Origin of the sequence: Pseudomonas sp. BP6, from assembly GCF_017875935.1 — a bacterium.
GTDB classification, from domain to species: domain Bacteria; phylum Pseudomonadota; class Gammaproteobacteria; order Pseudomonadales; family Pseudomonadaceae; genus Aquipseudomonas; species Aquipseudomonas putida_Y.
Window position 1 is genome coordinate 5,887,156 of sequence record NZ_JAGINI010000001.1, and the last position, 23,090, is coordinate 5,910,245.

The following is a 23,090-nucleotide window of genomic DNA, read 5'->3' on the forward strand; positions in this document are numbered from 1 at the left end:
AGCCCCGCACACGGGCTCTCAATGCCCAGCGGTCTTCGAAAACAGCTGAATCACCACCACGCCACCCACGATCATGGCCATGCCAAGCATCGCCGGCATATCCAGCTTCTGCCCATAGATCACCAGCGCCGCCACACTGATCAGCACAATCCCCAGCCCCGACCAGATGGCATAGGCAATCCCCACCGGAATGCTGCGTACCACCAGCGTCAGCATCCAGAACGCAATGCCATAGCCAACCACCATCAGCAGCAGTGGCAACGGCGTGCTCAGGCCTTTCACCGCCTTCATCGAGGCGGTGGCGACGACTTCGGCGCAGATGGCAATGGCGAGGTAGGTATAGGCATTCATGGCGGGATCCTCCGTTACTGAGCGGGCATTCTAGACGTTGCCTGGATGGGGTAAAGTCATTACCTATCAATGTGGGAGATAGGTTGATGGCCGAGCAGTGGAATCTTGAACAATTGCGTACCTTTCTGCGCGTTGCAGAACTGCGCTCGTTCTCCGCGGTGGCACGTGAGCAGCACAAAGCCCAGTCGGCGATCAGCAGCGCCATCGCGCTGCTCGAAACCGACCTAGGGGTCACCCTGTTCGAGCGCAGCAGCGGCCGGCAACCGAAATTGACCGAAAACGGCAGCGCCTTGCTGGAGGACGCCCGCGAATTGTTACGCCAGTGCGAACGCCTGGATGGCCGCGCCCTGGCCCTGATGCGCGGGCAGGAGGCCTTGCTGCGGGTCGCTCAGGACGAAGCCATGCCGTATCAGCCGGTGATCGACAGCCTCGACGAACTGGCTAGCCGCTACCCGTTCCTGGAGGTGCAACTGGCCAGCGGAGCCCAGGGCGATGTGGCGCGCAAGCTGGTGGAGCGCCGCGCCGATCTGGGCCTGTTCTTCCTCCACGAAAGCATCCCGGCTTCCTTGGAACGCCGTGCCTTGGGCAGCGTGGAGATGGTCACGGTGTGCGCGGTCGGCCACCCGCTGGCGGGCGAAGGCCGGGTTACCCGGCAACAATTGGCCCGCCACCGGCAGTTGCTGATCACGCCACAACAAAGCGGTTACCCCGGCGGCGAGGCGATCAGCCCGCAGGTATGGCGTGCCGACAGTTTCTACGCCATGGCCGAACTACTGATGCGCGGCCTGGGCTGGGCCTGGTTACCCCGGCATGTGGTGCAGTACCCGACCTACCAGGCGCACATGGTCGAACTGGACAGCGACTGGCGGCCGCCGGCCTTGGTGGCAGAGCTGGCCTGGCGCCGCGATGAACCTCTGGGCCCGGCCGCGCAGTGGCTGGCCGAGCGCTTTGCAGTGCACCTTCGCGCGATCGGGTAGACTTAGCCGCCATGAACAGAACTCTCTATACCTTGCTGTTTCACCTGGGCCTGCCGCTGGTTGCGCTGCGCCTGTACCTGCGCGCGCGCAAGGCGCCGGCCTATGGCCAGCGTATCGGCGAGCGCTTTGCTTTCAAGCTGCCGGCCCTGCGCCAGGGGGGCATCTGGGTGCATGCGGTATCGGTGGGCGAAAGCATTGCGGCCGCACCCATGGTGCGTGCCTTGCTCAAGGCTTACCCGGAGCTGCCGATCACACTGACCTGCATGACCCCTACCGGCTCTGAACGCATTCGCGCCATGTTCGCCGACGAACCGCGCGTGCAGCATTGCTACCTGCCCTACGACCTGCCTTGGGCGGCGGGGCGTTTTCTCGATCATGTGCAGCCTAAGCTGGGCATCATCATGGAAACCGAGCTTTGGCCCAACCACATTCACCAGTGTGCCAGGCGCGGCATTCCGGTGGCGCTGGCCAATGCGCGCTTGTCCGAGCGCTCGGCCCGTGGCTATGGGCGCTTTGCCAGGCTGACCCGGCCGATGCTGGCCGAGATGAGCCTGATTGCCGTGCAAACCGAAACCGAGGCCCAGCGCTTCCGTGACCTGGGTGCACGCCCTGAGCGCGTGCGAGTCACCGGTTCGATCAAGTTCGACCTGACGATCGACGAACAGCTGTTGCCGCGCGCCAGGGCATTGCGTGAACAGTGGGGGGGCGGCCAGCGCCCTGTGTGGATCGCCGCCAGCACCCACGAAGGTGAAGATGCCTTGATCCTGCAGGCGCATCGGCAGTTGTTGCAGGTGCATGGCGATGCCTTGCTGATCCTGGTGCCGCGCCATCCCGAGCGCTTCAATGCAGTGCATGCGCTGTGCAGCGAGCAGTTCACCACCGTGCGCCGCTCTGCCGGCACGCTGGTCGATGCGCAAACGCGGGTATTGCTGGGCGACACCATGGGCGAACTGCTGTTCCTGTATGCCCTGGCCGACATTGCCTTCGTCGGTGGCAGCCTGGTGCCGACCGGTGGGCACAATCCGTTGGAGCCTGCGGCGCTGGCCTTGCCGGTGCTCATGGGGCCGCATGTGTTCAACTTCCTCGAAATCAGCGCGATGCTGCGCGAGGCGGGTGCGTTGCAGCAGGTGGATGATGCTGACGGGCTGGCCGGCGCGGTGCGCCGTCTGGTGGAACTGCCGCAGGATGCCCAGCGCATGGGCGAGGCGGGCAGGGCGGTGATGCGGGCCAATCAGGGGGCTTTGCAGCGATTGCTCGAGGGTCTGGGGGCCTTGATCCGCTGATAATCGACATATCCACTCAAAGACCCGGTCTAGAGTGGGTATGTCTGATTCTGGTTATTTATTCCTACGGCGTAAGTTATAACTTCCTACACTGGATTTCTCGCCGTTAGGAAACTTCCTACGAATAGACTTTAAAAGTCAGAAGTGTCACACGCTTGCGTCGGAAGCTTGTAGGACGTTTGTCCTATTGCTTCGGGCTAGTATCGCCTCATGTCCGATTTTCATAAGAGGTGGCGTGATGGCTGATTTATCTGATGGCAATGCCAACACTATTGAAAGTGGGCTGGTGTGTCTTATCACGCTGGCGCGTTACCATGGTGTTGCCGTCTCTGCCGAGCAGTTGCAGCACGATCATGCAGCAGCGGGTGAGCGGTTCTCTACCAGCACACTACTTCGGGCATTTCAGCAACTTGGCCTCAAGGCCAGACACCGCAGCGTCGATCCGGCCCGGCTGCAGCATACGCCTTTGCCCGCTATTGCAGTGGATGCGCGTGGTGAGTACTTCATCATCGCGCGCGTGGAGGGCGAGCAGGTTCTGGTGCAGGACCCCCATTCCCGCGCGCCGCAAGCGCTGACCCTCGCGGAACTGGTGGTGCGCTGGTCGGGAGAACTCATTCTGGTTCGCTCCGATGCCCAGTTGCCCCTCGGGCTGTCACGCTTCGACTTTACCTGGTTCATTCCTGCCCTGGTGAAGTACAGGCGGCTATTTGGCGAAGTGCTCGTGGTTTCCCTGGTCATTCAGATACTGGCTTTGCTGACGCCTTTGTTCTTTCAGGTGGTAATGGACAAAGTCCTGGTGCATCGCGGTTTGACCACGCTGGATGTTATCGCCTTGGGTTTATTGGTCGTCGTTCTATTTGAAACATTGCTGAGTGGGTTGCGTACCTATGTGGCAGCTCATACAGCGTCAAGAATCGATGTCGAACTGGGTGCAAAACTGTTCAGGCATTTGATCGATCTTCCCACCGCCTATTTTCACGCCAGGCGAGTCGGTGACTCGGTTGCCCGAGTGCGAGAACTGGAGAACATCAGAAGTTTCCTGACCAACAACAGCATCACGCTAGTGCTGGATGTGCTGTTCTCGGTGGTCTTCATCGCAGTCATGTTCCTCTATAGCGGATGGTTGACGCTGGTCGTCGTTGGCTCGCTGCCTTTCTATTTTCTCGTATCCCTGGTCGTTACTCCGCTACTGCGGGCGTTGATTGATCAAAGCTTCCAACGCGGCGCCGAGAACCAGGCCTTTCTGGTCGAGGCGGTCAACGGCATCGACACACTGAAGTCGATGGCCGTGGAACCTCAGGTTACCCGGCGCTGGAATGATCAGCTGGCCGCTTATGTATCTGCCAGTTTCAAGACCCAGAACCTTTCCAGTCTCGCCAATGAAAGCGTCGGCCTGATCGGCAAGCTGGTCACGGTAGCCACCTTGTGGCTGGGGGCCCGGCTGGTCATCGAAGGCGCACTCACGGTGGGCGAGCTGATCGCCTTCAACATGCTCGCAGGGCGCGTGTCGCAGCCCATCATCCGCCTGGCCCAACTCTGGACCAGCTTCCAGCAGACAGGGGTATCGATTCAACGCCTGGGCGACATTCTCAACACCCGTACCGAGGTCAACCAAGGCAAGGGCACGGTGCTGCCCACACTTGTCGGGCAGATCGAGCTCGATCGTGTGTGTTTTCGCTATCGGCCGGACGGGGGCGAAGTCGTGCGCGACGTCAGCCTGAAGATCGCCGCCGGAGAAGTGATAGGCATTGTAGGTCGCTCGGGGTCAGGCAAGAGCACGCTGACACGCTTGATTCAGCGGCTGTACTCACCCGAGCGGGGGCGGGTATTGCTTGACGGTGCTGACCTGGCGGTAGCCGATGTGGCGTCACTGCGTCGGCAGATCGGTGTGGTGTTGCAGGACAACGTGCTTTTTCGGCGCACCGTGCGCGAGAACATTGCCCTCGGCAACCCAGCAGCACCGCTTGAAGAAGTGATCGCCGCAGCGACGCTGGCGGGTGCTCACGAGTTCATCCTCGAATTACCGGATGGCTACGAAACCCTGATTGGTGAGCACGGCGCCAGCCTGTCGGGTGGGCAGCGACAGCGCATAGCCATCGCCCGAGCGCTGTTCGGCAACCCACGCATCCTCATTTTCGACGAAGCCACCAGTGCGCTGGACTATGAGTCCGAACGGATCATCCAGCAGAACATGGCGCGGATTTGCGCGCAGCGCACGGTCATCATCATTGCCCATCGGCTTTCGGCAGTACGCCATGCCGACCGCATCGTGGTCATGGAGCGTGGGCAGATCATCGAGCAAGGGACACATGATGAGCTGCTGGGTTATCCACAGGGCACCTATGCCTACCTGCATCAACTGCAGCTCGGGGCCGCCGTATGAGTGTGGCGTTCAAGGACCTTGCCGAGCGCTACCGGGATGCGTGGAGGACGGCATGGCGAAAGCGCCGGAGCATGGACTGCCCCGTACGTGAGCCCGACGAACTGGCCTTTTTACCTGCGGCACTGTCCTTGCAGGAAACGCCAGTGCATCCCTTGCCGCGCTACCTGCAGTGGAGCCTGTTGATGTTCATTGGGCTGGCGCTTGCCTGGGCTTGCATCGGTGAGATCGATGTCATCGCCAGTGCCGAAGGCAAGATCGTGCCCAGTGGCAGGAGCAAGTTGATACAGGCCAGCGAGGTCGCGGTGGTGCAGTCGATCCACGTCGTCGATGGCCAGCCGGTGCGCAAAGGCGATGTGCTGGTCGAGCTGGAAGGGCAGTTGACCGAGGCTGATATCAAGCGCCTGGGCAGCGAACTGCTGGCTGCACAGATCGACCAGGCCCGCGCCAGCACATTGCTGAGTGCGCTGGACGGCGATGTGGCACCTGCCTCCCTGGCACCATTGATACCGCAGGCCACGGCCGCGCAGCAGGCAGGCGCGCAGCGCTGGCTGGAGGGGCAATACCTGGAGTTGCAGGCCACGCTGGAACAGGCCGATGCCGAAATCGGTCAACGCGCTGCCGAAATCCGTTCCGCCCAGGGGCGGGCTGACGCGCTCCGGCAACTGTTGGTGATCACCCGCCAACTGACGGCGGATTACAAGCTGTTGTTCAGCGAATCGGCCGTGGCCAAGCACACCTACCTGGAAAAGGAGCAGGCCCGCCTGGAGCAGGAACGCGAACTGGCACTCCAGCGCTCGCGCATCGACGAACTGAACGCTGCACGACTTGCTGCTCAGCACCGCCGTAGCGGTGCCATTGCCCAACTGCGCAGAGCCATGCTCGATCTTCACGGTGAGGCGCAACGGCGCATTGCAACCCTTGAGCAGGAGTTGAACAAGGCCGAGCAGCGGCATCGCCTCAAGGTACTGACATCCCCCGTTGACGGCACCGTCCAGCAGTTGGCGATCCATACACAGGGCGGGGTGGTTACACCCGCGCAGACACTGATGGTCATTGTGCCTACGGGCGAGCCGGTGGAAGTGGAAGTGAAAGTCGAGAACAAAGATATCGGCTTTGTATATCCGGGGCAGCCAGTGGAAGTGAAAGTTGAGACGTTCACGTTTACCCAGTACGGGGTTGTCCCGGGGGTGGTGGAGAGTATTTCTGACGATGCCATTGAAGATGAGAAGTGAGGGTTGGTTTATAGCGCTCGAGTCCGCCTGGGTAAGGAAATAATGCGTGTAGGAAAACAGGATGTTCCGTTGACGGCGGGTATGTCAGTGCGTGCGGAGGTTATTACGGATAAGCGCAAGGTTATAAGTTATTTTCTAAGGCCTTTGCGGCGACATGTGCAGGAAAGTTTAACGGAGCGCTAAGTGATTACTTGTGAGGGTGATAACAGATGGACGCGAATCGGCTACGAGAAAAAAGCGGCTGGAGAATGCTGTACGAAATTATATGGAATGCACTGAGGGTTAGCGCAGCGGTCGCGTTGTGTCTTCCCGCGAGCTGTGTTGCTTTAGCAGTGGCGACTGTTGCTTTAAGCGAGAAATCGAAGCCGGTCGCACCCCCTGCGCCAAAAGTATGTGGTGTGGTGTCCGGTGTTATGTATGAGTTTTCAAGCGAATATGTTCCTTTCTGGCCGGAATATGAGGATGAAGGAAATTATAAGAGAGGTTCTGGCGGCGTTGATAGAGGGTGTGAATCAAATTTATATTCTTTAAGTCTGGCCATGAACTGGCCTGAGTTAACGCCGGGGAACTATTTCTCAGAGACGTTTAGTGGAATCGTAGTGACGCTTGAACCATGGCCCGCTGGTGAGAGGGGACTGCGCGAAACCTTTGATTTTTTCATTTCCGAGGCAACTCATAAGCAGCGAGAGGCCAAGGTGTTTGATAGACAATTAGGTTTGAATCGAGTGGAGGGTGTTGATAGCGTTTTCCCCAATTCACCACGGATGATTTTCTGGTCTGAAAGAAATGGGTACATGGAGCAAATTGGAAGGTGTAGCTGGAGTAAGTATAGGTCTAAATACCATCGGTGTCATTTTAGATATTTGCTGGAGGACAGTAAAGCTATTGTAAAGATTGATTTTGGATGGGACGAATTAAGCGAGTGGGGTGAGATGGTGTCGCGTGTCAAGAACTTCTTGGAATCTAATGGGATGTAAGGGTGGTTTTTAATGATGAAGTTAACCTCTTCTGATCAGGGGCAGTAAGTGGAAATTAAAGTTGAGATGTTAACGTTTACCAGGTACGGGGGTGTCCAAGGGGTGTGGAGAGTATTTCTGATGACGATATTGAAGATGAGCGGCGCGGCCTGATGTATAGCGCTCGAATAGAACTGGCCAAGGAAATTTTACGCGTAGGGGATAAAGACGTACCGCTGACGATAAGTATGGCTGTGCGTGCAGAAGTGATTGTGGATAGGCGCAGGGTTATCAGTTTCTTCTTGAACCCCCTGCAGCGGCACGGTGGTTCAGATGCGTTTGGGGCTGGGGGCAACATTTCCGTGTTGTGCGAAAGAAATTTTGGAAAAGTTTATGCATTGTCTAAAACAAAGTTTGCTTAGTGGCTGATATGGGCAGACTGGCTCTAGGGAGGGGTGATGATTGGTTGCAGGTATATCTTTCTCTTTGTGAAGGTGCTGTTCGGAAAGCTAATTACGCTGTGTAGAAGATTTGGTTTGGTGCTGTGGGGGTTTAGCAAATTGTTGTTGTTGCTAAGTGTGGTGTGGTTATTGGTCGCCATTGTTATTACTCCGACTTGGGCGCCGAAGAAGCTGACGACCCCTAATCCAATGGTGTGTGGAAAGGTCTCGGGTGTTGTTTATGAGCTCCCTAGGAAGTATGTGATCTATTGGCCTGAGGATGAGGGCAAGAGTTCTTGGGAGCCGGTATTTATAAATATCAAAAAAGGCTGTGGTGCAAACTTGGCGTCACTCTATATGGCAATGAGTTGGCCGGAGATGCAGCCCGTCTCTTACGGTGAGGCGACGTCTTTTCGCTTTGATGGGATATCGGTCGCAATTGGGCCTTGGCTGCATGGGGAAGCAGGGTTGAGAAAACAGCTCCAGCATTATCTTCGTGAAACACCCGCGGCTCTAGTTAAGGCTAGCAAGCTGAACGAAGATCTCGGCCTAAATTTTCTCGAGGGTGTTGATAGTGAATTTCCTAATCGGCGCAAGGGCTTTTTCTGGCTGGAGGCCAAGGGACGCATGCAATACATCGGTTATTGCAACTGGGTGGAACCCAAGGCCAATTACTCGCGTTGCTATTTGAAGTTTTTGATACCCGGAGGGGATGCAATTGTTAATGTGGAGTTTTTATGGGAGAGGCTTGGGGAGTGGCATAACATTGCTTTGGCAGTGGGTGAGTTTTTCATGAATGCTGCGAGGTATCGGGTCGATAAATGATCAGGATGGAAATGTCCGATGTGGAAGAGGCGCGTCAGGCTTAGCGTGATAAGAGGGCTGGCTCTTGTGAGTGTTGATTTTTTTGCGGGGTGAGTTGAGGTGTGTGGTTAATAGAATTGAAGAATTGCAAGGCGAGGTGTAAGGCAAGGAGAAGGGAAATGATCAAAGTTAGATTCTGCCCTCTTTTGGTTGCATGTCCGAGAAAGCTTGAAGGAGCGCTAAGTCATTATGAGAAAAATACCATGTTTGTTTTTCCTATGGGCTTGGAGTTTTTTGAGGCTTTGCTCCGCTGTACTCTTGTTGACTCCCGTGCTGGTGATGATAGTTGTGGCTTGGAAAAGCGAACCTTGGAAGCCAGGGGAGGTAACGTTTGATCCTTTCGTGTGCGGCAGAATTTCAGGGGAAGTGTACAAGTTCTCTAGGTTGTACTTTCCATTTTGGCCAGAATATGAGGGAAAAAGCTCTTTTGATCCTGGCTTTATTTATAACAAAAAAGGCTGTGACGCAAACCTGGTATCTGTATTTTTGTCAATGACCTGGCCAGAGCTCGAGCCGGCGGATGACAGTTTAGTGTTCCGGCAGGGCTTGGAGCATGAGGGGCTGTTGGTCGCAGTGGGCCCGATAACTGCAAGAGAGGGGGATTTACGGCGTCAACTCGAGTTTCTTTTGCGGAAAAGCCCAGCAGAAACAATAACGCTTGCTGAGTACGATGAGTCAAGCAGCCTCTATCGTGTAGAGGCGCGTGACACGACTTTGGAAAATCACAAGAAGCTTATCTATTGGCAGGGTGAGCTCGATGACTTGGCTGCTGTGGGGTATTGCAGTTGGCGCCCGAAAGTGCCGAATTACTATTCGTGTGAAATGACCTTTGTGGTGTTTGGAGACGTACTAGTCGAGGTGATAATGCGCCCTGATAAGTTAATGCGATGGTTGGAAGTGAGGCGCTCAGTGGTCGATTTTTTAATTAATAGCAGAAGATGAGGTGGCAAATGTCGGGGTTGACAAAAGAAGATATAGCGGTTGCGCGTAAAATTTTTGAGTCCAAAGGTGTTGGCGATATGTATGACTATATGGCTATGAAGGGGGACCGATATGCCGTGCTTGCCAATGGCGTTGCTAAAGGCAACTCCATAGCAGGGTTGGCTGCTATAAATTTCATGAAACGAACTGAGGCGGATGCCGGGCGCCCCATGAGTGAGGCAGATGTTGAAGAAGTAAGATTGGAAATGGGCAAAGCTTATTTGAAACTTCAAGAACGCAGGGTGATGGGTGGTAAGGTGGATGGTGATCCAAATCATAAGGAAGTTTGGGCGTTCCATAGTAAAGTATTTAAAAACTTGGGTAGGTCGAAAGATGCCTGGACTTTGAATTCTGTGTTTGAGTTAACCCATCCGGAGCATCGTGAGTCATATTGGAAAAAGGTACTGGATGCGGCGGGAAGCCCGGGTAGTGAGTTTTGGTTGTCCATTCAGACTGATAGTAGAATGGCTTATAGCACTGTAGTGGCACCGGATGATATGCGTGGCATGGCCAAGTACTGGAAATCTCGTATTGATTCGCCGACCGCCATTGCATCGTTTCTTTATTCAATAGGAGAAGTTGCGGGAAATGGCTTGGCCAGTGTGATCTCCGAGCTCGTAGATTCCGAGAACCCTGGGGCTATAGATCCATCCTTGAACATCGAAATCACCCCCACAACCGAATCCCGCCGCGACCTCCAAGGCCAGGACGATATCCGCAATGACGTCTCCAACGGTTACGTCGATCGTCGCCTGACCCACAGTATCGCATTCACCGACAGCACCCTCGACAACACCGACTTCACCTCCGCTCAGTTGGGCAGTTTGGCCACCGGTGGTGTTCGCCCCGGCGAGCTCCAGATCGATCCCAATGTGCGACCCAATCAGCATCTGGCTCAGTTCTATCGTGATGGCAATGAACAACCGGATTTCAGCCTGCGCAATGCCGTGGTACTCAACGGGTTGGCAGCAATGACTACGGTGAACACGTTTGTCGACCCGCTCTTGCTCGACCTCAGCGGCAAGGGCGTTGGTCTGACGGGTATCGAGGAAGGCGTACTGTTCGATATCGATAACAGTGGTTCACTGCGCCGCACCGGCTGGGCAGACCGGCTGACCGGCATGCTGGTGCATGACAACGGTACCGGCCAGGTGAGCAACGTCAGCCAGCTGTTCTCCGAATACTACGGCGGCAAGGCAGGCAGCGATGGCAGCTCTGGTGAAACGCCGTTCAAGGATGGCTTCGCCGCCCTGGCAAGTGTTGAGTAAGGGATCCATCATCCCCACATTCCAACCGTCCACCTGATTCCCGATGCTGTGCTCCCGATTTCTTTCTGGAGCCAGCCCGCCATGATGCGCCCCGACAGCAAAGTCGATAAAGTCTACCTCTACCCCAAGCCCGTGGACTTTCGAAAGTCCATCGACGGCCTCACAGCCTTGGTCGAACTGGACATCAAGGTCGCCGTGTTCGACCCGGTACTTTTCGTCTTCCTCAATAAAGCCCGTAACCGCATCAAGGTGTTGTATTGGGAGCGCAACGGCTTCTGCCTTTGGCTCAAGCGCCTCGAAGCCGAGCGTTTCAAAACTTCACCCAACGCGACCGACGAAGCTATCGTACTGACCGTCCAGGAACTGAATTGGCTACTCGACGGTTTCGATCTCTGGCGCAACCGTCCGCATCAGGTTTTGACTCCTCGTTTCGTCGCCTGACCGGGTATAATCCGGGCCATGATTTCAGTGCCCGATAACCTTCCTGACGACCCTGCCGCGCTCAAACTACTGCTTGCGCAGTTGTTGGCCGAGCGCACGGTCGACAAAGGTCAGATCGTCGATCTTAAAGAACAGGTCAAGCTGCTGCGTGACCGATTATTCAATCGCAAGTCCGAGCAAACCGTCGAGTCCAACACGCCCCAACTGGCGTTGTTCAATGAACCCGAAAGTCAGTGGGTTCCTACCGCTGATGATGCCGACGAAGAAGTTGTTGCGCCAAGCAAGCAGCGCGGCAAACGCAAGCCACTGTCGGCTGACCTGCCACGCATTGAAGTCATTCATGACTTGCCCGAGCACGAACTGACTTGCGCCTGTGGTTGCCGCAAACACGTGGTTGGCGAGCAAACCAGCGAACAACTCGACATCGTGCCGATGCAGATCCGTGTGCTTAAACACGTACGCAAAATCTATGGCTGCCGTGGCTGCGAATCCGCGCCGGTCACCGCTGACAAGCCGGCCCAATTGATTGAAAAGAGCATGGCCAGTCCCAGCGTGCTGGCGATGTTGCTAACCACCAAGTACGTCGATGGCCTGCCGCTGCACCGCTTCGAGACGGTGCTGAACCGACATGGTATCGAGATCCCCCGGCAAACCCTGGCCCGCTGGGTCATCCAGTGCAGCGAACACTTTCAGCCACTGCTGAACCTGATGCGTGACCGCCTGCTGGAAAGCCCGGTGATCCATTGCGATGAAACTCGCGTGCAGGTGCTCAAAGAGCCGGATCGTGATCCGACCAGTCAATCCTGGATGTGGGTGCAGGCCAGTGGCCCGCCTGATCGACAAGTCGTGCTGTTCGATTACACCACCAGCCGCGCGCAGGAGGTGCCGCTGCGCCTGCTGGAGGGCTATCGCGGTTACGTGATGACCGATGATTACGCCGGTTACAACGCGTTGGCGCTACAGCCGGGCGTTGAACGACTGGCGTGCATGGCGCATGTTCGGCGTAAATTCGTCGAAGCGCAGAAGGTGCAGCCTAAGGGCAAGACCGGTCGCGCCGATGTTGCGCTGACGATGATCAACAAACTGTATGGCATCGAACGCGACCTCAAGGATGCCAGCGATGAACAGCGATTCATCGGTCGTCAGGAACGAAGCCTGCCGATCCTTGAGCAGTTGAAAAGTTGGCTCGACAAGACGCACTCACAGGTGACACCGCAAAGCGTACTGGGCAAGGCGGTGCTTTACCTGGCAAACAACTGGAACCGCTTGGAGCGGTATGTCGAGGCGGGCCACCTGCCGATCGACAACAACCTGGCAGAGCGGGCCATAAAGCCGTTTGTGATCGGGCGCAAAGCTTGGCTGTTCAGTGACACGCCCAAGGGAGCCACGGCTAGCGCGCAGATCTACAGCTTGGTCGAAACCGCCAAGGTCAACGGCCAAGAGCCCTATACGTGGCTGCGCCACGTCCTGGAGCGACTGCCGCACGCCTCATCGGTAGCAGACTACGAAGCGCTGCTGCCATGGAACTGTTCGCCAGAGATGCCACGGTAACCTTGGCTTCCACCTTGTGGTAGGTGGGGTTCATGGATCGGTTACAGTGTTGACGCCAACGCCGATGGCGTCATCAACGTTGAAGACGCCGTCTGGGCGCAATTGAAGGTGTGGGTCGATGGCAACCACGACGGGCGTGCCGATGCCGGTGAGCTGAGGGCATTGCAGGAGCATGGCATTAGCCAGATCAAGCTCGGCCAGGTCGAGCCGGTAGGAGAGGTGCGTCAGGGTAACGAGGTCATTTCCCGAGGCGCTTTCACTGTCAATGGTGAGGACCGGGAAGTACTGGCGGTGAGGTTTCTCGCCGATACCGTCGGTAATCGGATCGAGGCCCAGGAGGGTGGCACTCTACTCACTTCGTCAAGCGGGCCCACTTCCCGAAGGGCCTACATCAGCCAGAGTGCTCAAGGAAGCACGCTGGACGCCGCAGCGCTCGGCGTACAGACGCTGTACGGCAGCGCGGGCGATGATGTCTTGACCGCGGCTCCAGAGGGCAGTTGGCTGGTTGGTGGCGGTGGCAGCAACACCTATCACGGCGGGGCGGGCGACGATGTATTCGTGATCAGTGCCAGCGACGATTGGGCGAACATGCAGGGCAATGGTGGGCGCGACACGGCACTGATCGTGGGGGAGCATGGCGTTGGGCTGAACATGGCCAAGGCCGGGCTGACCATCGCGCAAGGCGGGCGGGGTAAGGACATCATCGCCAGCGGCGGTCAACGCGGAGTATTCATCAAGGGCGGCTCGGGCGACAGCTTGCTGATTGGCGGGGGCGGCAACGATGTGCTTGTGGGGGGGACAGGCCGTAACGACATCATTGGCGGTACCGGCAAGTCGGTGATCTATGCGGGCCCCAAGGGGGATCGCATCCGGGCCTCGGCGGGCGGAAGTATCATTTACGCCGGTGGTGGCGCTGATCGGATTACGGGCGGTGCTGCCGATGACGTGATCGAGGCCGGACGCGGCGATGCCACGATCGACGGAGGCGCGGGCACCAACCTGGTCAGTTTGCATGGTGCTCACGACGAGTACCTGATCACACGTACCGAATCGGGCCACCTGATCACCGACACCGTGGCGGGACGAGATGGCCGTCTGAGCTTGAGCAACATCCAGAAACTCAGCTTCGCCGACATCGCTGCCATCGATCTTCTCGGCGGGGGCGCCATGCCAATCGGCGACAGGCTCTCGCCTGAGCAACTGGCTACATTCGCCACCACTGACACGGCGCTGATAGTCCCTGCAACGGCGCTGCTGGGCAATGACCAGCCACTTGGCAGCAGCGGGCCATTGCGCATCGCCTCAGTCAGCGCTGGCAAGGGTGCAACAGTGCGGCTGAATGAGCAGGGTGATGTGGAGGTCACGCCGTTGCCAGGCCATGACGGTGATGTCAGTTTCCGCTACGACTTGGTCGATGCTGCCGGCAACGCCTCCATGAGTGTGACCGAGGTGGGCAGTGCTGCATCAGCACCCTTGCGGGCAACGGTAACGTTGCGCCATGAACAATCCCCCGCTGACCCGCTGTCGGGGCGGCAGTGGTATCTGGACGAGATCAATGTCGCGCCGGTATGGCGTGACTTCACGGGCAAGGGGGTGAGGATAGGGCAGTTCGAGCCGGGTGGGGAGTTTGCCGTGGCGCCGGAAATCTTCGATATCGGGCACCCCGATCTCAAGCCGAATATCGATCCCATCTGGCTGCACACCCAACGCACCAATGGCACGCTGCCCGCTTTGGCGTCCAATCATGCCACTCAAGTGGCTGGGGTCATGGTTGGCGCGCGCAATGATCAAGGAGGGATCGGCATCGCATATGATGCGAAGATCGGCGGGCATTACCTGGCCAACAAAGGCGATGACCTGACCAATCTGGGGCAAATGGTCAACTACGACATAGCCAACAACAGTTGGGGTTTCAAAACGGACTTCGGACTTACAAATGTTCCAGAAGGAAAAGTCGATACTGCTCTGGCGCTGGCATTCAGCACTACGCTTGCCGCCACCAACGGCCGTGGCGGGCTAGGCACCATCGTCGTCGCCTCTGGTGGCAACCAGCGCCATAAAGGCGGTAGTGCACAGGGCTCGCTGACCAACAACAACCGCCACGCCATTGAAGTGGCGGCCATCAACGCAAAGGCAGACCTCTCGGTACTGCAAGCTGCCACGGCACCCTTTTCCAATCCAGGCTCCAGCTTGCTGGTCGCTGCACCGGGGAGCCATGTTTTATCCAGTGGCGTCAGCCTTGAAGCGGAGCGCGGTGCGTCGGTCGGCAGCGCCTACAGCACGACTCAGGGCACCAGCTTCGCCGCGCCGATCGTCTCAGGCGTGGTGGCGTTGATGTTGCAGGCCAACCCGGGGTTGGGTTACCGGGATGTTCAGCAGATCCTCGCACTGTCTGCGCGCAAAGTGGATGACGCATCAACCCAATGGGCTTACAACGCAGGGCGCAATTGGAATGGCGGTGGCATGCACGCCAGCCACGACTACGGCTTTGGCATGATCGACGCCCGCGCCGCGGTGCGCCTTGCCGAGTCCTGGGGGAGCCGGGCGACCAAGGCCAATGAACGGCTGCTGACAGCCAGCAGTGCACCAGTGGCTCAACAGGTTGCGGCGGGGCAGGTTGCGACTTTGTCTTTGACCCTGCCGGCTGATTTGCTGGTGGAGCATGTGGAGGTCGATGTCCACTCGATGGTCGGCCGCCTTGGCGACATGACGCTCACGCTGGTGTCGCCTGGCGGCACGCGCAGCGTACTGCTCGATCGCACAGGCAAGGCGCCGGGCTCGGGTGATGACGATCTGGGCGATTCGCGTTCAGGGGCGTTCAAATATGGGTTCATGTCGACCCATCATCGCGCAGAGCGCTCGGCTGGGGAGTGGAAGCTTGAGGTGCGTAATGCTGTTGCTGGCTTACCGCTAACGCTTGATCGCTGGACGCTGCGCCTCGTCGGCAGCCCCGGCACCACCGATGATGTCTATTACTTCACCGACGACTACGCGAACCTGGTGGCAGAAAACCCAGGGCGCGCGAAGCTTGACGATGCCATCAGCGGCACCGCTGGCGGGCGCAATACGTTGAACGCGGCTGCAGTAAGTCGCAGTATCTCGGTGGATCTGGCCAGCGGCAGCGCCAGTATTGCCGGTGCGGCGCTCACCATAGCCCCTGGTTCGGTGCAAAACCTTATCAGTGGTGATGGCGACGATACCTTGATTGCCGGGCCCGCAGGGGCATTACTGGATGGTGGCCGTGGGTACAATCTCCTCAAGGGGGGTGAGGGTACCGACCGCTTTGTCATCCACAGGCGTGCAGGCGGTAACGATGTACTCAAGCAGTTCGAGACTTCGCGTGAGGTGATCGACCTGGTCGGCTTTGGTGGTTCAGGGTTTACTGACTTGCAGGTGCAACAGGACGGCAATTCGACTGTGCTCGACCTTGGCAGTGGGCAGAAGCTGACGCTTGCGGACACTACGATTGCCGAACTGCGGTCAGCGAACTTCCGTTTCCTTGACGCTTTCACCGCTGCACCAGGTTATTTCGAGGGCAGCCCTGAAGAGCAGACGACCCCGCCTGTCAGCGCGAATGTTCTGCTTACCGGTGGTGCAGGTGGCGTGTCGCTTGCCAGTGACGCCTCCGGGCAGTTGGTGGCTTCGTTGGCAGGCACGATATATTCCCCGCCGACGGTTGCGCCCAGCGTGTTTCTGGTGACAAAACAAGAAGGTGTGAGCGATTACAAGAACACCCTTCGGGGGTTCCGACACGGTATCGACAAGATTGACCTGACCCAGGTAGGCATCAGTCGCTTCGAGGATCTGCACGTCAGCAAAGTCCAGCGCTTCAAACTCAATGACTTTGCGCAGATCCACGGTGTAGCCGTTGATACCCAGGCAGTGCCGGGGCAGGAAGGTATTGTGAAGATGCTGTACCTGGATGCGCTCGAAGTTGCGCAGGTGACAGCGGAGGACTTTATCTTTGCGCAGCCGGCAATGGTCACATCTGAAGCGGTTGCCGTGCCAGAGGTTTCAGCCCTTTCCGCAGGGGCGTCGCTGTTTGCTGTCGAGCACTCGCTACCGAACCTGGGGAATCTTGTTGATGCAATGGCTGCGTTCGCCCCTGAACCTTCGGGGCCTATGCTTATCGGTGATATGTCGGCGCAACGCATTGACTCGACGATTGCCGTAGCCGCCTAGGCGTTGTCGTTCAGGGCTGGAGTGATATTGGAGGCCTATCGCCAGCAAGCCAGCTCTCACAGGTGCATCATGCCTTCAGGCTTGGCACCATGTGGGAGCGGGCAAGCCCGCGAAGAGTCCAGCCCCTATCTCAAGGCCTGCGCTCGAAGTTCTTGGCCGCTGCTGCCGCCAGGTCCGGTGGCAGGAAGTCCTTGTCCGGGTTGTAGTCAGGTTTCAGGTAGCGCTTCAGGTCCTGCAGGTCTTGCGGGCTCAGGGTGCCGGCTGCCTGCTTCAGGCTCAGGTTGTCGAGAATGTAGTCGTAACGGCTATTGTTGTAGTCGCGCACCGAGGTGTACAGCTGGCGCTGGGCATCAAGCACGTCGACGATGTTGCGGGTACCGACCTGGTAGCCGATTTCGGTGGCTTCCAGCGCGCTCTGGTTGGAAATGATCGACTGCTTGCGCGCCTGTACCTGTTCCACATCGGTGTTCACTGCGCGGTGCAGGTTGCGGGTGTTTTCCACGACCTGGCGGCGCAGGCTTTCACGCTGTTGCTCGCTCTGGCTCAGGCGCTGGTAAGCCTCGCGTACCTGCGAGCTGGTCAGGCCGCCGCTGTAGATCGGGATATTCAGTTGCAGGCCAACGCTGGTCTGCTCGACGTCGCCGCTGTAGCGCACCCCCAGTTGCGATGGGTTGGTGAAGCCAAGGCTGTCGTTGTCACCCTTCTGGTACTTGGCCACGGCATCCAGGGTCGGTGCATGCCCGGCCTTGCGCTGACGCAGGGTTTCTTCTGCGGCAGAAACCGCGTAGTTGGTGGCCAGCAGGTTGAGGTTCTGGCGCCCGGCGGTTTCGACCCAGGCCTTGGCATCGTTGGGCGTTGGCACTTGTACCGGCAGGCTATGCACCACGCCCTGGATAGAGGTGTACTCACGGTTGGTCAGGGTCACCAAGGCCTCGAAGGCATCCTGCACCTGGCGTTCGGCGATGATCCGGTTGGCGCGTGCAGTGTCATAACTGGCTTGGGATTGCAGCACGTCGGTCTTGTCCGAAAGGCCCACGTCGAAACGCTCGTTGGACTGATCCAACTGGCGCTTGAAGGCAGCTTCTTCTGCCTTGGTGGCGGCCAGGTTGTCCTGGGCACGGAGGACGGCGAAGTAGTTTTGCGCGGTTTGCAGGATCAGGTTTTGCTCGGTCGCCGACAGCTCCAGGGCTGCCTGTTCGTTGACGGCTTCGGCGGCTTGCAACTGGAACCAGCGATCAGCGCGGAAGATCGGCTGAGCCAGGGTCGCGCTCCAGGAGTTGCCGCTGCGATTGGACGTCATGGACGGCTCGTCCAGCTTGGTGCGGGTGTTCATCATCTCGGCACCGGCCGACAGGTTTGGCAGCAACCCGGCGCGGGCCTGCGGCACCACTTCGCGGCGCGCCCCGTAATCGGCGCGTGCGGCAGCCAGGTCGGCGTTGTTGTCCACTGCCTCCTGGTAGACGCTGACCAGATCGGTCTTGACTGTCGAGGGCACGTCCGCTGCCCAGACCACTCCGTTGGACGCACAAGACACGGCTATCGCCAGTGAGAGTTTGCGCAGCATAGAGGCAATCCTTGTACGAAATTTAATTACTGAACTGTTGAGTATCGAGCGATGGGCCAGTGTAGTGCCATGCGCACCCGGCAACAATCGCTCGGTGTGCCTTTCATCATCCGCGCATTTACCTGCTTGGCTTTGCTGACCACTCCAGTCTAGACTGCGCATGTTCTTGTCGGGGTGCCTTGAAGCAAAGGCTGAGATCGCAGAGGTGCGGATCCCGTTGAACCTGATCAGGTTAGCGCCTGCGTAGGGAACAAGATTGCTCACCTTCCCGGGGAGCCTCTTGTGCCAGGTCCGGGATTGTCACAGCTGCATACAGCTTCAGGCACCCCCATATCCGGCACTGCACCCAAAGAGGGTGCGTCCGCGCGTTTCAGGTTCACCCCGACATTCCACTGCTAGGAAGCCGTCAGGAGAGCCTGTGATGACCAAACAAGAAAAAACGATCAACCTCAGCGAATCGGCACAAGTCGATCAGCAGTCCGTACAACCGTTCCCGCGTTCGCGCAAAGTGTATGTCGAAGGCTCGCGCCCGGACATCCGCGTTCCCATGCGTGAAATCAGCCTGGATGACACCCCGACCGATTTCGGCGGCGAGGCCAACGCCCCGGTGCTGGTGTATGACACGTCTGGCCCGTACACCGACCCCGACGTGATCATCGACGTGCGCAAAGGCCTGGCCGATGTGCGTTCGGCGTGGATCGAAGCCCGCGGTGACACCGAGCGCCTGGAAGGCCTGAGCTCCGACTTCGGCCAGCAGCGCCTGAACGATGCAGAGCTGGCCAAGCTGCGTTTCGCCCATGTGCGCAACCCGCGTCGTGCCAAGGCCGGCGCCAACGTCTCGCAGATGCACTATGCCCGTCAGGGCATCATCACCGCCGAAATGGAATACGTGGCCATCCGCGAAAACATGAAGCTACAGGAGGCCCGCGCCGCCGGCCTGCTGAATGAGCAACATGCCGGCCACAGCTTCGGTGCCAACATCCCGAAAGAAATCACCCCGGAATTCGTTCGCCAGGAAATCGCCCGTGGCCGCGCGATCATTCCGGCCAACATCAACCACCCGGAAGTCGAGCCGATGATCATCGGCCGCAACTTCCTGGTGAAGATCAACGGCAACATCGGCAACAGCGCCCTGGGATCCTCGATCGAGGAAGAGGTGGCCAAGCTGACCTGGGGCATCCGCTGGGGCTCGGACACGGTCATGGACCTGTCCACCGGCAAGCACATCCACGAAACCCGCGAGTGGATCATTCGCAACTCGCCGGTGCCGATCGGTACCGTGCCGATCTACCAGGCCCTGGAAAAGGTCAACGGTGTGGCAGAAGACCTGACCTGGGAACTGTTCCGCGACACCCTGATCGAGCAGGCCGAACAGGGCGTGGACTACTTCACCATCCACGCTGGTGTGCTGCTGCGCTATGTACCCCTGACCGCCAAGCGCGTCACAGGCATCGTCAGCCGTGGTGGCTCGATCATGGCCAAGTGGTGCCTGGCGCACCACAAGGAAAACTTCCTGTACACCCACTTCGACGAAATCTGCGAAATCATGAAGGCCTACGACGTCAGCTTCTCGCTGGGCGACGGCCTGCGCCCTGGCTCGATTGCCGACGCCAACGACGCCGCGCAATTCGGTGAGCTTGAAACCCTCGGCGAGCTGACCAAGATTGCCTGGAAGCACGACGTGCAATGCATGATCGAAGGCCCCGGCCACGTGCCGATGCAGTTGATCAAAGAGAACATGGACAAGCAACTGGAGTGCTGCGACGAGGCGCCGTTCTACACCCTCGGCCCACTGACCACCGACATCGCGCCGGGTTACGACCACATCACCTCGGGCATTGGTGCGGCGATGATCGGCTGGTTCGGTTGCGCCATGCTCTGCTACGTCACGCCGAAGGAGCACCTGGGCCTGCCGAACAAGGACGACGTCAAGACCGGCATCATTACCTACAAGATCGCCGCGCATGCCGCCGACCTTGCCAAGGGCCACCCGGGTGCACAGATTCGCGACAACGCCTTGTCCAAGGCGCGTTTCGAGTTCCGTTGGGAAGACCAGTTCAACCTGGGCCTCGACCCGGACACCGCCCGTGCTTTCCACGACGAGACCCTGCCCAAGGAATCGGCCAAGGTCGCGCACTTCTGCTCGATGTGCGGGCCGAAGTTCTGCTCGATGAAGATCACCCAGGAAGTGCGTGAGTACGCTGCCAAGATCGAGGCCGTGGATGTGACGGTCGAGCAAGGCATGCGTGAGCAGGCCGAGCGGTTCCGCCAGGAAGGCAGCCAGCTGTACCACAAAGTCTAAACCGCAGCACCTTACCCTGTGGGAGTGGGCTTGCCCGCGAAGCAAGCACTGCGGTGCATGGCACCGGCTTTGCCGGTGTTCGCGGGCAAGCCCGCTCCCACAGGGTGGTGCATGCCACTCACCATCATTCCTGCGGACATGACAATGACATCACCCAGCCAGTTCTCTCCCGACCATCCAATCCCCATCCAGCAGCGCATCTTCGGTGCTCGCGACCTGTTCTCACTGTGGTTTTCCCTCGGCATCGGCCTGATGGTGCTGCAAGTCGGTGCCATGCTGGCGCCAGGTCTGGGCCTTGCTGGCGCGGTGCTGGCCATCGCCCTGGGCACCGGTGTCGGTGTGCTGTTGCTGGGTGCGGCGGGGGTTATCGGCAGTGACACTGGGCTGTCCGCCATGGGTACCCTGAAACTCAGCCTGGGCAGCCATGGCGCGCGCTTGCCGGCGCTGCTCAACTTGCTGCAACTGGTGGGTTGGGGCGCTTTCGAGATCATCGTCATGCGCGATGCTGCCAGCTTGCTGGGTGCACGGGCGTTCGGTGAGGAAAGTGCCTGGAACAGCCCCATGCTCTGGACCCTGTGCGTCGGTGCCCTGGCCACCCTGCTGGCTGTCAGCGGGCCACTGGCCTTCGTGCGCAAGGTGCTGCGCGCCTGGGGCATCTGGTTGTTGCTGGGCGCCTGCCTCTGGCTGACCTGGAACCTGTTCGCCAAGGCCGACCTGGCGGAGCTGTGGAACCGTGCCGGGGATGGTTCGATGTCGCTGGCGGTTGGCTTCGATATCGTCATCGCCATGCCGCTGTCCTGGCTGCCGCTGATCGCGGACTACTCGCGCTTTGCCCGCAATGGCAAGCATGTGTTCGGCGGTACGGTCGTTGGCTACTTCATCGGTAACACCTGGCTGATGAGCCTGGGCGTGGCGTACACGCTGGCGTTCGCCGCCAGTGGCGAAGTCAATGCCTTGCTGCTGGCCCTGGCGGGCGCCGGCATGGGGATTCCGCTGCTGCTTATTCTGCTGGACGAGTCGGAAAAGGCCTTCGCCGACATTCACTCGGCGGCGGTTTCCACCGGTGTGCTGCTACCGCTGAAGGTCGAGCACCTGGCGTTGGCCATCGGCGTGTTGTGCACCCTGATCGCCCTGTTGGCGCCACTGGCACAGTACGAAAACTTCCTGTTGCTGATCGGCTCGGTGTTCGCACCGCTGTTCGGTGTGGTGCTGATGGACCACTACGTGGTCCGTCGACGCCGTTTGCCAGCCCAGGTCAATGGCTTGCACTGGCAGGCGTTGGTGGCCTGGTTTGCCGGGGCGGTAGCCTATCACCTGATTGCCGCCAAGGCGCCGGAACTGGGCGCGACCCTGCCCGCATTGCTGCTGGCAGGTGTGCTGCATGGGTTACTGAGCCTCAGCCGCGGCCGGGAAACAGTTCAGGCTTGAGTACGCCATTCAGGCGCGGGTAGGGGATCTTCAGTTCCACGTGGCCCATGGAATAGGGCGCGATGGCATAGACCTCGTACTTGACCACTACCGCGCCGTACGTCAGGGCGACGTGCGGCGATTTCTTGAACGGCCAGGTCTTGACGAACTCGGCATCCTTGTCCATACCCACGCTCATCAGCCAGGCACGGTGCGATTCTTCGACGGTTTTCCAGAAGGTGTCTTCCTGGCCGGGCACCAGCATGTCCTGCAGGGTCAGCACCTTGTCCAGCTTGCGTGAATAGTTGATGAAGCCGCGCCCGGGCATGCCGTGGGCGCCACCGCTGTCCAGGTAGCTGGACAACTCGATGATCACCAGCCCGTCATGCTGCTCGCGTACCTTGGCTTGCAAGTAGCTGCTGTTACGTTTGTCGGCACTGGCCAGATATTGCTGTTCGTAGGCCTGCAGGGTGCCTGGTGCGGTGCCATGCTGATTGTCTTCGGTCAGTTGCAGCAGGCGTTTTTCGACGATGCCGTCGAGCTTGGGCAGCGCCGGGAAGTGGATCATGTCGATGTTCACCAGCGGGCAGTCGCTCTCGCTGCAGCCGGGTTTGACATGCTCCCAGGCGTCGCGCTTGACCTCGAGCGGGGCCCGGTAGTTGGGCGTGAACAGGCTCTGGCAGGCGCCCAGAGCGAGTGCCAGCACGGCCACGGAAGTCAGTTTGACAAGTGTCATGATGATCCTTGCAGAACAGGGAAAAGTCGGCCTTTGACCGTCTGCGCGGCCTTCAGTTCGCCACTAAGCTAACAGAGTGAAGGGCTGCTGTCCCGAGTGCGCCAGCGGTTGCTGGAAAGGGATGAAACCAACAGGCGTGCGGAGTAGGATGGCGCGAAGCAGTATTCGAGGT

The 23,090-nt window shown here is 58.8% G+C and carries 16 protein-coding genes, 2 pseudogenes and 1 riboswitch; of the genes and pseudogenes, 14 read left to right on the forward strand and 4 right to left on the reverse strand.

Features of this window, described 5'->3' with window-relative positions; genetic code table 11:
- Positions 1 to 18: 18 nt before the first annotated feature.
- Complete coding sequence (locus J3A98_RS26625; protein WP_176683116.1) at positions 19 to 351, reverse strand: multidrug efflux SMR transporter; 333 nt, start codon at positions 349 to 351, stop codon at positions 19 to 21.
- Between the two features lie 86 nt (positions 352 to 437).
- Between J3A98_RS26625 and J3A98_RS26630 the strand changes: the two genes are divergently transcribed.
- From J3A98_RS26630 to J3A98_RS26680, 11 genes and pseudogenes are all read left to right on the forward strand, one after another.
- Complete coding sequence (locus tag J3A98_RS26630; RefSeq protein ID WP_003249460.1) at positions 438 to 1,328, forward strand: LysR family transcriptional regulator; 891 nt, start codon at positions 438 to 440, stop codon at positions 1,326 to 1,328.
- A gap of 11 nt (positions 1,329 to 1,339) precedes the next feature.
- Positions 1,340 to 2,611, forward strand: coding sequence for a lipid IV(A) 3-deoxy-D-manno-octulosonic acid transferase (gene waaA / locus J3A98_RS26635; protein WP_209969685.1), 1,272 nt, complete (start codon positions 1,340 to 1,342; stop codon positions 2,609 to 2,611).
- Positions 2,612 to 2,849: 238 nt separating this feature from the next.
- Entirely contained in the window at positions 2,850 to 4,994 is a 2,145-nt protein-coding gene (locus J3A98_RS26640; protein WP_209969687.1) for a type I secretion system permease/ATPase, read from the forward strand.
- Positions 4,991 to 6,409 (forward strand): annotated as a pseudogene (locus tag J3A98_RS26645) (HlyD family type I secretion periplasmic adaptor subunit). Before J3A98_RS26640 ends, J3A98_RS26645 begins: the two are co-directional and overlap by 4 nt.
- A gap of 26 nt (positions 6,410 to 6,435) precedes the next feature.
- Positions 6,436 to 7,203, forward strand: coding sequence for a hypothetical protein (locus J3A98_RS26650; RefSeq protein ID WP_209969689.1), 768 nt, complete (start codon positions 6,436 to 6,438; stop codon positions 7,201 to 7,203).
- Positions 7,204 to 7,307: 104 nt separating this feature from the next.
- Positions 7,308 to 7,604 carry a hypothetical protein gene (locus J3A98_RS26655; RefSeq protein ID WP_245354963.1) on the forward strand — a complete coding sequence of 99 codons (297 nt, stop codon included), beginning with the start codon at positions 7,308 to 7,310 and terminating at the stop codon, positions 7,602 to 7,604.
- A gap of 36 nt (positions 7,605 to 7,640) precedes the next feature.
- The gene (locus tag J3A98_RS26660) at positions 7,641 to 8,447 is read left to right on the forward strand and encodes a hypothetical protein (RefSeq protein ID WP_209969691.1); all 807 of its coding nucleotides are present in this window, start codon (positions 7,641 to 7,643) and stop codon (positions 8,445 to 8,447) included.
- A 300-nt stretch (positions 8,448 to 8,747) separates the two neighbouring features.
- A complete protein-coding gene (locus J3A98_RS26665; RefSeq protein ID WP_209969693.1) occupies positions 8,748 to 9,428 on the forward strand; it encodes a hypothetical protein in 681 nt (226 codons plus the stop codon).
- A gap of 77 nt (positions 9,429 to 9,505) precedes the next feature.
- Positions 9,506 to 10,732 (forward strand): annotated as a pseudogene (locus tag J3A98_RS27055) (peptidase S8); the annotation flags it as partial.
- An 84-nt stretch (positions 10,733 to 10,816) separates the two neighbouring features.
- Positions 10,817 to 11,176 (forward strand): IS66 family insertion sequence element accessory protein TnpB, encoded by a 360-nt coding sequence (tnpB, locus tag J3A98_RS26675; protein WP_245354962.1) that lies wholly within the window; start codon positions 10,817 to 10,819, stop codon positions 11,174 to 11,176.
- An 18-nt stretch (positions 11,177 to 11,194) separates the two neighbouring features.
- Positions 11,195 to 12,727 carry an IS66-like element ISPpu15 family transposase gene (locus J3A98_RS26680; RefSeq protein ID WP_010954877.1) on the forward strand — a complete coding sequence of 511 codons (1,533 nt, stop codon included), beginning with the start codon at positions 11,195 to 11,197 and terminating at the stop codon, positions 12,725 to 12,727.
- A gap of 30 nt (positions 12,728 to 12,757) precedes the next feature.
- Here J3A98_RS26680 and J3A98_RS27225 read toward each other — a convergent pair whose 3' ends face one another.
- Complete coding sequence (locus J3A98_RS27225) at positions 12,758 to 12,901, reverse strand: hypothetical protein (protein ID WP_245354961.1); 144 nt, start codon at positions 12,899 to 12,901, stop codon at positions 12,758 to 12,760.
- 117 nt (positions 12,902 to 13,018) lie between these two features.
- On the opposite strand from J3A98_RS27225, the gene J3A98_RS26685 reads away from it, so the two are divergent.
- Positions 13,019 to 16,909 carry a S8 family serine peptidase gene (locus J3A98_RS26685; protein WP_348635634.1) on the forward strand — a complete coding sequence of 1,297 codons (3,891 nt, stop codon included), beginning with the start codon at positions 13,019 to 13,021 and terminating at the stop codon, positions 16,907 to 16,909.
- Positions 16,910 to 17,039: 130 nt separating this feature from the next.
- Here J3A98_RS26685 and J3A98_RS26690 read toward each other — a convergent pair whose 3' ends face one another.
- Positions 17,040 to 18,473, reverse strand: a complete 1,434-nt coding sequence (locus tag J3A98_RS26690; RefSeq protein ID WP_021783855.1) for a TolC family outer membrane protein — start codon at positions 18,471 to 18,473, stop codon at positions 17,040 to 17,042.
- Between the two features lie 160 nt (positions 18,474 to 18,633).
- Positions 18,634 to 18,740, forward strand: a riboswitch (TPP riboswitch).
- Positions 18,741 to 18,894: 154 nt separating this feature from the next.
- Here J3A98_RS26690 and thiC point away from each other — a divergent pair.
- Both thiC and cytX read left to right on the forward strand, forming a co-directional pair.
- On the forward strand, positions 18,895 to 20,775 hold the full coding sequence (gene thiC, locus J3A98_RS26695; protein ID WP_021783856.1) for a phosphomethylpyrimidine synthase ThiC: 1,881 nt from the start codon (positions 18,895 to 18,897) through the stop codon (positions 20,773 to 20,775).
- Between the two features lie 144 nt (positions 20,776 to 20,919).
- A complete protein-coding gene (cytX, locus tag J3A98_RS26700; protein WP_209969696.1) occupies positions 20,920 to 22,203 on the forward strand; it encodes a putative hydroxymethylpyrimidine transporter CytX in 1,284 nt (427 codons plus the stop codon).
- On the opposite strand, the gene J3A98_RS26705 is transcribed toward cytX, so the two are convergent.
- Positions 22,172 to 22,918 carry an RsiV family protein gene (locus J3A98_RS26705; protein ID WP_176683123.1) on the reverse strand — a complete coding sequence of 249 codons (747 nt, stop codon included), beginning with the start codon at positions 22,916 to 22,918 and terminating at the stop codon, positions 22,172 to 22,174. The genes cytX and J3A98_RS26705 overlap by 32 nt on opposite strands.
- Positions 22,919 to 23,090: the final 172 nt, after the last annotated feature.